Source organism: Alishewanella tabrizica (genome assembly GCF_014652375.1).
Classification (GTDB): Bacteria; Pseudomonadota; Gammaproteobacteria; order Enterobacterales; family Alteromonadaceae; genus Alishewanella; species Alishewanella tabrizica.
On record NZ_BMYR01000005.1, the window covers coordinates 263976 to 274758 of the forward strand.

Genomic DNA, 10783 nt, shown 5'->3' on the forward strand with positions numbered 1-10783 from the left:
GATGGAAGAGCTTGCACTAGGGTTTAGTGATAGCAAAGAGCTGTATCGTTGCTACATGCCTTTTTTTAAAAATGGTGGCTTATTTATCCGTTCAGCTCGGCATTATCGTATGGGACAGTCGTTGGCACTGAGTGTTACCTTACCTGATACGCTAGAATCGGTTGTTGTATCAGGCAAAGTGGCGTGGATCTCCCCGTTAGGTGCGCAGAGTTCTAATCCTGCAGGGATCGGGATCGCCTTCATTGATGACAAACATGGCTTATGTAATCGTATTGAGAAGTTATTAGGTGGCATGCTTAACAGTAATGAACCTACTTATACCATGTGATACCCGTTTTAAGTTAACGATTAGCTGCAAGCTGTCGAGGCGGGGTGATCCCATGATGCGTAGAAAATTTTTAGAATTATTGATTAAGAGGTTGTTTTGTTTGTAGATTCGCATTGCCATTTAGATATGTTAGCCCTAGACGAGCTGGGGATGGATTTACCCGAGGTGCTGGCAGCCGCTAAAAAAAGACAGATAGAGCATATGCTGTGCGTTTGTGTATCGTTAGCCGAGTTCCCAGCAATGCTTGCGAAAGTGAAACCTTTTGCCGAGGTCTCAGTTTCTTGTGGTGAGCATCCATTACATCAAAGTGATAGTGTGGATGCAGAGCTACTCGCCACATTAGCAGCACAGCAAGATGTGGTCGCAGTGGGTGAAACGGGACTTGATTACTTTTATAATCCTGATACAAAACTCAGCCAGCAAGATGGGTTTGTTAAACATATTAGCGTTGCCCGTCAATTAGCCAAACCGTTGATTATTCATACTCGCGATGCACGTGCAGATACACTCGCCTTGATGAAAGCGCACAACGCTGAGCAGGCCAGTGGCGTATTGCATTGCTTTACTGAAAACTATGAGATGGCAAAAGCGGCATTGGACTTGGGGTTTTACATTTCGATTTCAGGCATTATGACGTTTCGAAATGCTACAGAATTGCGTGATGTGGTGCGTAAGTTACCCCTTGATCGCTTGCTAATTGAAACCGATGCACCCTATTTAGCGCCTGTGCCGCATCGTGGTAAAACCAATCAACCTGCTTATGTTACCGATGTTGCCGCAGCAATGGCCGAGCTAAAAGGCGTGTCTATCGCTGAAGTGGCGAGGCATACCACGAACAACTTCTACCAATTGTTTAAAGGTGCTGCGCATAAAAACGCTGCGGCGTAGTTGCAAATGCATACTGATCGGATGCCGCTTATACAGTCAGTAAAAACGATGGTTTAAATAATAAAAGAAGCCCGGAACCAATCCGAATTGTTCCGGGCTTAGGGGAATGGCTCATAGGGAATGAGCCGTGCGCTATCGAGAAGAGGTTACATTAGACATTGTTAGTTTAGCTAAGCTTTTGAATATTTCATGTTCCTAATTTCGCAAAATTCATCACCTATGATTGACATCAGGGTAAAGTTTATACCCAAGTTATCCCCAGCTTATGCCAGCAATTGTACACAAATACTGAATTTGACCTGTAATAGGGGCAAATTCTTTAGCGCTATCAGAACTAACAGATACCATTTTTAGTAAAAAACAGTCTAAAAAAACCGCAATTCTATCGTAGTCAACTGAGTCGCTGATTGGAAAGTGTTGTGTGACGTTTTAACCTCAGTAATATTTGGCATCGTTTAAGTTGAATAAACCTATCAGCGCTCGACGTTTTTAGGTTGTGGTTACGTTAAGGTAGGCTAAACTTTAGTCTGATTGTCGACAATCCTGCCTTTTTTAACTTGACTAATTGATAATTTAAGCTTAAAACTTAGACATTGTTTTTTTATGTCGACAATCTGCTATGTCCTTGCCGTTATTAAAACCCGTTGTTACCGCTGCCGATAGAGTGCTGCAAGAGCTATTGCAGGATATCGTCAATGGCGTTATTGCTCCGGGTAGCAAGATCAGCGAGCCAGAACTGGCCAAACGCTTTGATTTAAGCCGGGCGCCACTGCGTGAGGCATTAGCTAGGCTGGAGCGTTGTCACTTATTAGAGCGCACCCCCAATGCTGGTTCACGGGTGGTGAAATTGTCGACAGAAAACTTATTATCGCTGTATCAGCTGCGTGAAGAACTGGAAGGTTTGGCTTGCCGCTTAGCCGCCACGCAAATGAACGATGCCGAAATTCGCGAGATGCAGGAGTTACTGGATCAGCACCTTAGTTCGCAACGGGTGCGTGAAGGCGAAAGTTATTATCAGGAAGCTGGCGATCTGGATTTTCATTACCGCATTATCCTTGGCAGCAAAAACCCGTACCTTATCAATATCCTAACCGACGAGCTGTATCACCTGATGCGGATGTATCGGGTGCAGCTGGGGATGAACGGCCCGCGCGTATCACGAGCATTTGACGAACATAAGGCTATTATTAATGCCATTGCCAATCGCGATGGCGAACTGGCCGACTTACTGATGCGCCGGCATATCGCTGCCTCCAGGCGCAATATTGAAACCAAGCTAAGAACGCAAATCTAAGCACACAAAGCTAGGCACAAAAAGCTAAGCACACAAACTGACTGAACTAGAGCAACAGGGGAACAACGATGAGCAATTTAACCGCTGGCCAGAAATTCCGCGCCGCCATTACCGCCAATCAACCACTACAAATTGTGGGTACCATCAATGCTTACACCGCGATGATGGCCGAGCGTACCGGACATCAGGCGTTGTACCTGTCTGGCGCGGGCGTCGCCAATGCTTCTTTTGGTTTACCCGACTTAGGTATGACCTCATTAAACGATGTGTGTGAAGATATCCGCCGTATTACTGCCGCGACCTCAGTACCGCTATTAGTGGATGCGGATACTGGTTGGGGTGGGGCTTTTAATATCGCCCGTACGGTAAAAGAAATGACCCGTGCTGGCGCGGCCGGCTTTCATATTGAAGATCAGGTGGCGCAGAAGCGTTGCGGCCATCGCCCCAATAAAGAAATTGTTAGCCTCGATGAAATGGTTGATCGGGTAAAAGCCAGTGTTGACGCCCGTACTGACGAGAGTTTCTTTATTATGGCGCGTACTGATGCCTTAGCGCAGCAAGGCTTAGACGCCGCCATTGAGCGAGCCATTGCCTGTCAGGACGCCGGTGCCGATGCCATTTTCGCTGAAGCCGTGCATACGCTAGAGCAATACAAAGCCTTTACCTCCGCCTTAAAGGTGCCAGTACTGGCGAATATCACTGAATTTGGGCAAACGCCATTGTATAACAAAGCTGAGCTGGCCAGTGTGGGTGTGGCCATGGTGCTGTATCCGTTAAGTGCGTTTCGCGCCATGAATAAAGCGGCACTTAATGTCTATCAGTCGATTTTAGAAAACGGCGATCAAAAAGCCGTGGTCGATAGCATGCAAACCCGTGCTGAGCTGTATGACTTTTTAAATTATCACAGCTTTGAGCAAAAACTGGATCAGCTGTTTACCAGCAAAAAATCTTAATATAACTATTTTACATTTTTAATTATTACTTTTAGCCAAAATCATTGCCGTTGTAGCTAACACCGCTGCAGTGGTAAGGATGAAGGCTAAATAGAACAGGAGCAACAACCATGTCAACAGGTAAAGTACTCTCAGGCGCAGGTTTACGTGGCCAAGTCGCTGGTAAAACCGCCTTATCCACCGTGGGTAAAACCGGTTCAGGCTTAACCTATCGGGGTTATGATGTTAAAGATTTAGCCGCTAACTGCACCTTTGAAGAAGTGGCGTATTTAATTTTAAAAGGCGAGCTGCCAAATAGCGCTGAACTGGCGGCTTATAAAGCCAAACTCAAAAGCCTGCGGGCACTGCCTCAGGCACTAAAAGACGTATTAGAGCGTATTCCGGCCAATGCCCATCCGATGGATGTGATGCGTACCGGCTGCTCAATGCTGGGTAACTTGGAAATGGAAGACAGCTTTGCCCAGCAGCAAGATGTAACCGATCGCATGCTGGCGATTTTCCCAGGCTTGGTAAATTACTGGTACAACTATAGCCACCATGGCAAGCGGGTAAACGTAGAAACTGACGCAGATACGCTGGCCGAGCAATTCCTTTGGACTTTGCACGACAAAAAGCCTGAAGCGCTGCATATTGATGTAATGCAAGCCTCGCTAATTTTATACGCAGAGCATGAGTTTAACGCCTCAACCTTTACCGCTCGCGTTTGCGCGTCAACCTTAAGTGATATGCACTCGTGCATCACCGGCGCTATTGGCTCACTGCGTGGCCCATTGCACGGCGGTGCGAACGAAGCGGCGATGGAACTGATTGAGAAAATGGATAACGCTGACGATGCCGAGCAAAAATTGCTGGGTATGTTAGAGCGCAAAGAAAAGATTATGGGCTTTGGCCATGCCATTTATTCTGAGTCAGATCCGCGTAACGCTGTGATCAAAGAGTGGTCAGAAAAGCTGGCGCACGCCAATGGCGATACCAAGCTGTACGATGTATCTGTGCGCTGTGAAGCCGTAATGTGGCGTGAGAAGAAACTGTTCTGTAACGCGGACTTCTTCCATGCCTCGGCTTATAACTATATGGGCATTCCAACTAAGTTGTTTACACCGATTTTCGTGTGCAGCCGCTTAACGGGCTGGGCTGCGCATGTGATGGAGCAGCGTGCTGATAACCGGATTATCCGGCCAAGTGCGGATTATGTGGGTGTTGAGCCACGTAGCGTAAAACCGATTGCGCAAAGATAGTAAGCGTTGTAAGCAAGGTTCGGTGTAACAACATCGAACCGGATGATGCACACCAAGCCGCCGTGAATACATCCATGTAGGCTTCATTGTGGACGTCTTCCATGACGTCCACCCTTGCGGGCAGCTTTGCAGCGCAAATGCGTTCCAGACGCATTTGTCAGGCATCCATGCCTTCGAGACTTGGTTTAGCATCATCCGGTTCTCGTCCTTGCCAGACCACATTTAATTCAGCCTTTGCTATGCAGACAGAGACCAACCATGAATAGCCAATACCGCAAAAATTTACCTGGTACCCAGCTCGACTACTTTGACGCCCGCGAAGCGGTAGACGCCATTGAGCCGGGCGCTTATGCCAAATTACCTTACACCTCACGCGTGCATGCGGAAAACTTAGTACGCCGCTGCGATCCGGCGTTGTTGCCAGATGCGCTAAAACAGCTGATTTACCGCAAGCGCGATATCGATTTCCCGTGGTTTCCGGCCCGCGTAGTGTGCCACGATATTTTAGGCCAAACCGCGCTGGTTGATTTAGCCGGACTGCGTGATGCTATCGCCGAAAAGGGCGGTGATCCGGCCAAAGTGAACCCAGTGGTGCCAACCCAGTTGATTGTCGACCACTCATTGGCAGTAGAGCATGCCGGTTTTGAAAAAGATGCTTTTGCCAAGAACCGCGCTATTGAAGACCGCCGTAATGACGATCGTTTCCACTTTATTAACTGGACCAAAAAAGCCTTTAAAAATGTGGATGTGATCCCGCCGGGTAACGGCATTATGCACCAGATTAACTTAGAGCGGATGTCGCCGGTGATCCATGCTAAAGACGGCGTGGCGTTTCCGGATACCTTAGTGGGTACCGACAGCCATACGCCGCATGTTGATGCATTAGGCGTAATCGCCATTGGCGTGGGTGGCTTAGAAGCGGAAAGCGTAATGCTTGGCCGTGCCAGTTGGATGCGCCTGCCGGATATTATTGGCGTAGAGCTAACCGGTAAAGCGCAGCCTGGTATTATGGCCACCGATATTGTGCTGGCGTTAACCGAATTTTTGCGTAAAGAAAAAGTGGTATCAAGCTACTTGGAATTCTTTGGTGAAGGTGCCGATAGCCTGAGTTTAGGTGATCGGGCAACGATATCCAACATGACCCCAGAATACGGTGCAACTGCGGCCATGTTCTCGATTGATCAGCAAACGCTAGATTACTTAACGCTGACAGGGCGCGAGAGTGTGCAGGTTAAATTGGTAGAAACCTATGCCAAAGCCGCTGGCCTGTGGAGCGAGAGCTTAAAAACCGCCGAATACGAGCGGGTACTACACTTTGATTTATCCAGTGTTGGCCGCACTATGGCTGGCCCATCTAACCCGCATGCTCGCTTGTCGACCAGCGATTTAACCGCTAAAGGCATTGCCGGTAAGTACGAAATTGAAGAGGGTAAAATGCCAGATGGCGCGGTAATTATCGCCGCCATTACCAGCTGTACCAATACCTCGAACCCGCGCAACGTGATTGCCGCAGGTTTGCTGGCGCGTAATGCCAATAAACTCGGTTTAAGCCGCAAACCCTGGGTAAAAACCTCGCTGGCGCCTGGCTCAAAAGCCGTGCAATTGTATTTGGAAGAAGGCCAATTACTGTCTGAACTCGAACAGCTTGGCTTTGGTATTGTCGCCTTTGCTTGTACCACCTGTAATGGTATGAGCGGTGCGCTGGATCCGGTAATTCAGCAAGAAATTATTGATCGCGATCTGTATGCCACAGCGGTGTTATCGGGTAACCGTAACTTTGATGGTCGTATTCACCCTTATGCCAAACAAGCGTTTTTAGCCTCACCGGCGCTAGTTGTCGCCTATGCCATTGCCGGTACCATCCGGTTTGATATCGAAAAAGATGTGCTGGGTTACCATGAGGGTAAAGCCATTACCTTAAAAGATATTTGGCCAAGCGATGCGGAAATTGATGCGGTAGTGGCGCAAAGCGTAAAACCGGAGCAGTTCCGTAAAGTGTACGAGCCGATGTTTGCGCTGGAAGTGGATTATGGTGACAAAGTAACACCACTGTACGATTGGCGGCCACAAAGTACCTATATTCGCCGACCACCGTATTGGGAAGGCGCGCTGGCGGGCGAGCGCAGCTTAAGCGGCATGCGACCTCTGGCGATTTTGCCGGATAATATTACTACCGACCATTTATCACCGTCGAATGCCATTATGCTGGACAGCGCCGCCGGTGAATACTTGCATAAAATGGGCTTGCCAGAAGAAGATTTTAACTCTTATGCCACGCACCGCGGCGATCACTTAACTGCGCAGCGCGCCACCTTTGCTAATCCAAAACTGTTTAACGAAATGGTGCTGGAAAACGGCAACGTCAAACAAGGCTCGCTGGCACGGGTAGAGCCGGAAGGTAAAGTGATGCGGATGTGGGAAGCGATTGAAACCTATATGGAACGCAAACAGCCGCTGATTATTGTGGCTGGAGCTGACTATGGTCAGGGCTCATCACGCGATTGGGCCGCCAAAGGTGTGCGCCTAGCGGGTGTAGAAGCCATTGCGGCCGAAGGCTTTGAGCGGATCCACCGTACCAACTTAATTGGGATGGGCGTATTACCGCTGGAGTTTAAGCCGGGTACTAACCGCAAAACCCTGCAGTTAGATGGCACTGAAACTTATGATGTGAAAGGCGCCCGTACACCACGCACCGATTTAACACTGGTAATTAACCGCGCTAACGGTGAAGTGGTAGAAGTGCCGGTAACCTGCCGCTTAGATACGGCGGAAGAAGTGTCGATTTATGAAGCCGGTGGTGTGCTGCAGCGCTTTGCGCAGGACTTTTTGCAAGGAGCGGTGTAATGACTGCACCACAAATTAAAGTCCCTGCGACTTATATGAGAGGAGGCACGTCGAAAGGCGTGTTCTTTAAGCTGACCGACTTACCCGCGGCTGCGCAGCAGCCGGGTAAGGCGCGGGATAACCTGCTGCTGCGAGTAATTGGCAGCCCGGATCCTTACGGTAAACATACCGATGGCATGGGCGGCGCGACCTCGAGCACCAGTAAAACGGTGATCTTAATTAAAAGCAGCAAGCCCGAGCATGATGTTGATTATCTGTTTGGCCAAGTCGCGATTGATAAGCCTTTTATCGATTGGAGTGGCAATTGCGGTAACCTGACTGCGGCGGTAGGCGCTTTTGCGATTAGCAATGGTTTGGTGGATGCTGCGCGGATCCCGCAAAATGGTCTGTGCACGGTGCGGATTTGGCAAGCCAATATTGGCAAAACCATTATTGCCCATGTGCCGATGACGGGCGGCGAAGTACAAGAAACCGGTGACTTTGAGCTCGATGGGGTAACTTTTGCGGCCGCTGAAGTGCAAATTGAGTTTCTAAACCCAGCCGCCGATGAAGGCGAGGGTGGCGGTGCCATGTTCCCGACCGGCAATTTAGTGGATGATTTAGACGTGCCTGGTATTGGTACCTTTAAAGCCACGCTGATTAATGCCGGTATTCCGACCATCTTTGTTAATGCCGCAGATATTGGCTATACCGGCACTGAACTGCAGGACGCGATAAATAGCGATGCGGTGGCGTTAGCGCGCTTTGAAACCATTCGCGCTTATGGTGCAGTAAAGATGGGTTTGATACAAGATATCAACGAAGCGGCCGCTCGTGCTCATACGCCAAAAATTGCTTTTGTCGCACCACCACAAAGTTATGTAGCGTCCAGCGGTAAAACCGTTGCTGCTAGCGAGATTGATTTGCTGGTACGGGCGTTATCAATGGGTAAATTGCACCATGCGATGATGGGCACGGCAGCAGTGGCCATTGGTACGGCTGCTGCAATACCGGGTACACTGGTAAATCTAGCTGCAGGTGGTGAGCCAAGAGAAGCAGTACGTTTTGGCCATCCGTCTGGCACCTTACGCGTTGGCGCCGCCGCCGCTGAAGTGGCTGGCCAATGGACGGTAACCAAAGCCATTATGAGCCGCAGCGCGCGGGTACTGATGGAAGGCTTTGTCAGGGTGCCGGGCGATTGTTTCTAAAAGATACCTTTGACGTTAAGTGATTTAACAGGGCGCTATTGGCGCTCTGTTTTTTTTCACAAAACGGTAATCCAGTGAGAAATTAGTGCGCTTTCCAATGAATTATAAAGGATTCAGTGGGAATGAACTGGAAAAAACATTAGTAATGATAGCGGCAGGAAATAATGGTTAATGCCTGATCAGCCACGGCATAAACTAAACGATTAGTGTCATCGATACGGCATGACCAAAAACCAGACAAGTTTTCTTTTAACGGCTCCGGCTTACCGATACCAGCAAAAGGTGAGCGTTTGGTATCGTTGATCAGCAGGTTTATGCGTTTTAACGTTTTTCTGTCCTGGGTTTGCCAGTACAGATAGTCTTGCCAGGCTTCGTCGGTCCATGCCAGAACAGTACTACTCATCCAGCAAATCCCGCTGGCTGGTATTTGCGGCTTTAAACTGCGCAATTGAGCGTTGTAAATGTTCAGCGTTAGCTGGCGAGCGCAATAAATAGACCGTTTCCATTAAACTATTGTAATAATCCAGCGACATTACTACCGCATCCTCGGCATCGCGGCGGGTAATAACCGCCGTATCAGCATCATTCACTACGGAATCCAATACCGATTTTAAATTATTGCGCGCCTCAGTAAATGACACTATTCGCATAACATGGCTCCATCTGTACAACTTGTTGAACAAGTATAGCGCCAAACCCCAACCTGTACAACTTAACGGACATATTGTTTGCGTTGCTGAATTACGATGGATTGCTAAAATACCTTACTTAGTTTCCATCTAGCGAGCCCGTTTCATGCTTTCAGTTGTTTTATAGGAGTTGCGATAGTGGGCTTTGCACAGCGTTACCTCCTTGTTTTAATACATGGGTATAAATTTGCGTGGTTTTTACATCGGAATGGCCGAGCTGCTCTTGCACGGTGCGAATATCCATTCCAGCTTGCAAAAGGTGCGTGGCGAACGAGTGGCGTAAGGTGTGGCAGCTAACGTGCTTGTCGATAGCCGCTTTGCGGGATGCGCTTTTCACCGCCTTTTGCAAACCTGACTCATCAATATGATGGCGACGCAGCAATTTAGAATCAGGATCAATACTGAGTTTGCCGGATGGAAATAAATAGTGCCAGCCGAGCTCTTTCGGCGCACTGGGGTACTTTCGTGCTAAGGCAAAAGGTAACCAAACCCCGGCATAATCTGCAGTTTCCAGATCTTGCTGATAATAAGCCTCGACCAAGGAAATTTGGCGTTTTAATGCCGGCACCAGCTCTGGCGCTAGCGTTACTCGCCGGTGTTTACCGCCTTTACCATGCCATACCATGATAGATAGGTAATCAAAATCAATGGCCGCAACCCGTAACCGCACCGCCTCCATTAACCGCAAACCGCTGCCATATAACAATTGTGCTAGAAGCAAATAGCTAGGATCGATTTCACCTAACAGACGCTTCATTTCGTCTTTAGTTAATACAACAGGTAGTTTTCTGGGCTTACTGGATTGATTAAAATTAAGGTTAAGTGACAACGGCCGCTGCAAAATCTCTTTATATAAAAAACTGAGCGCATTTAGGGCCAATGCCTGCGTTTGTACCGCAACATGCCGATTTACGGCAAGGTAAGTCAAAAATTGCTCGACATGCAGCTCAGACAAGTCCTTAGGATGCTGCTTTTTATGAAATAAAATATAAAAGCGGATCCAATGTAAATAGGTTTCAACCGTGCGCTTAGCATAACGGCGTTTGTACATCTCTTCAGTTACGAAGTCTAAAAAGGGTGATTGTGTTGGCATGTTACACCTCATAAATAAACACTGTTTAAGTATACAGTTATTTGAAAAATGTCAAGTTGCTCTTGTTAGACGGATGTTTCCGTATTTGTTACCTAGTGTTACAAAATTAATTTTATAAGGTATTGTCTGTAGTAAGTTTTGTGGTTAATGTATGACCAAGTAAATTTACAATTACGGAAAAGTCCGTTTTTAAATACGGACTTTTCCGTCGAATAAGCGTTGAACTAAGCCGCTACGCGGAGCCTTAGCATTTGCGTTAACTTCGAACC

Annotated in this window: 10 protein-coding genes; 7 read left to right on the plus strand and 3 right to left on the minus strand. The window is 48.0% G+C overall.

The annotated features are described in order from the left end of the window. Position 1 precedes the first annotated feature (1 nt). The 7 genes from IE070_RS07885 (at position 2) to prpF (ending at position 8732) form a co-directional block, all read left to right on the plus strand. Positions 2-328, plus strand: coding sequence for a PilZ domain-containing protein (locus IE070_RS07885; protein ID WP_189482183.1), 327 nt, complete (start codon positions 2-4; stop codon positions 326-328). A gap of 96 nt (positions 329-424) precedes the next feature. Then, positions 425-1216: a TatD family hydrolase gene (locus tag IE070_RS07890; RefSeq protein ID WP_189482185.1), complete on the plus strand. Its 792-nt coding sequence runs from the start codon at positions 425-427 to the stop codon at positions 1214-1216. Positions 1217-1835: 619 nt separating this feature from the next. Then, positions 1836-2510: a GntR family transcriptional regulator gene (locus tag IE070_RS07895; protein WP_189482187.1), complete on the plus strand. Its 675-nt coding sequence runs from the start codon at positions 1836-1838 to the stop codon at positions 2508-2510. Positions 2511-2578: 68 nt separating this feature from the next. Next, entirely contained in the window at positions 2579-3463 is an 885-nt protein-coding gene (gene prpB / locus IE070_RS07900; protein ID WP_189431843.1) for a methylisocitrate lyase, read from the plus strand. Positions 3464-3573: 110 nt separating this feature from the next. Continuing rightward, positions 3574-4701: a bifunctional 2-methylcitrate synthase/citrate synthase gene (gene prpC, locus IE070_RS07905; RefSeq protein ID WP_189482189.1), complete on the plus strand. Its 1128-nt coding sequence runs from the start codon at positions 3574-3576 to the stop codon at positions 4699-4701. A gap of 258 nt (positions 4702-4959) precedes the next feature. After that, positions 4960-7545 (plus strand): Fe/S-dependent 2-methylisocitrate dehydratase AcnD, encoded by a 2586-nt coding sequence (gene acnD / locus IE070_RS07910; protein WP_189482191.1) that lies wholly within the window; start codon positions 4960-4962, stop codon positions 7543-7545. Then, positions 7545-8732 (plus strand): 2-methylaconitate cis-trans isomerase PrpF, encoded by a 1188-nt coding sequence (gene prpF / locus IE070_RS07915; RefSeq protein ID WP_189482193.1) that lies wholly within the window; start codon positions 7545-7547, stop codon positions 8730-8732. Before acnD ends, prpF begins: the two co-directional genes overlap by 1 nt. A gap of 139 nt (positions 8733-8871) precedes the next feature. On the opposite strand, the gene IE070_RS07920 is transcribed toward prpF, so the two are convergent. The 3 genes from IE070_RS07920 to IE070_RS07930 all read right to left on the minus strand — a co-directional run bounded on the left by IE070_RS07920 (position 8872) and on the right by IE070_RS07930 (position 10514). Further along, positions 8872-9135: a Txe/YoeB family addiction module toxin gene (locus IE070_RS07920; protein ID WP_189482195.1), complete on the minus strand. Its 264-nt coding sequence runs from the start codon at positions 9133-9135 to the stop codon at positions 8872-8874. Then, positions 9128-9382 carry a type II toxin-antitoxin system Phd/YefM family antitoxin gene (locus tag IE070_RS07925; RefSeq protein WP_189482197.1) on the minus strand — a complete coding sequence of 85 codons (255 nt, stop codon included), beginning with the start codon at positions 9380-9382 and terminating at the stop codon, positions 9128-9130. Before IE070_RS07925 ends, IE070_RS07920 begins: the two co-directional genes overlap by 8 nt. Positions 9383-9542: 160 nt before the next feature. Continuing rightward, on the minus strand, positions 9543-10514 hold the full coding sequence (locus tag IE070_RS07930) for an integron integrase (RefSeq protein ID WP_189482199.1): 972 nt from the start codon (positions 10512-10514) through the stop codon (positions 9543-9545). Between the last annotated feature and the right edge of the window lie 269 nt (positions 10515-10783).

Excerpts from the sequence above, each read along its gene's own strand:
- prpC (WP_189482189.1), top strand. The coding sequence starts at position 3,574 with ATGTCAACAGGTAAAGTACTCTCAGGCGCAGGTTTACGTGGCCAAGTC.
- acnD (WP_189482191.1), top strand. The coding sequence starts at position 4,960 with ATGAATAGCCAATACCGCAAAAATTTACCTGGTACCCAGCTCGACTAC.
- IE070_RS07930 (WP_189482199.1), bottom strand. The coding sequence starts at position 10,514 with ATGCCAACACAATCACCCTTTTTAGACTTCGTAACTGAAGAGATGTAC.
- prpB (WP_189431843.1), top strand. The coding sequence starts at position 2,579 with ATGAGCAATTTAACCGCTGGCCAGAAATTCCGCGCCGCCATTACCGCC.
- IE070_RS07925 (WP_189482197.1), bottom strand. The coding sequence starts at position 9,382 with ATGCGAATAGTGTCATTTACTGAGGCGCGCAATAATTTAAAATCGGTA.
- IE070_RS07920 (WP_189482195.1), bottom strand. The coding sequence starts at position 9,135 with ATGAGTAGTACTGTTCTGGCATGGACCGACGAAGCCTGGCAAGACTAT.
- IE070_RS07895 (WP_189482187.1), top strand. The coding sequence starts at position 1,836 with ATGTCCTTGCCGTTATTAAAACCCGTTGTTACCGCTGCCGATAGAGTG.
- prpF (WP_189482193.1), top strand. The coding sequence starts at position 7,545 with ATGACTGCACCACAAATTAAAGTCCCTGCGACTTATATGAGAGGAGGC.
- IE070_RS07885 (WP_189482183.1), top strand. The coding sequence starts at position 2 with ATGGAAGAGCTTGCACTAGGGTTTAGTGATAGCAAAGAGCTGTATCGT.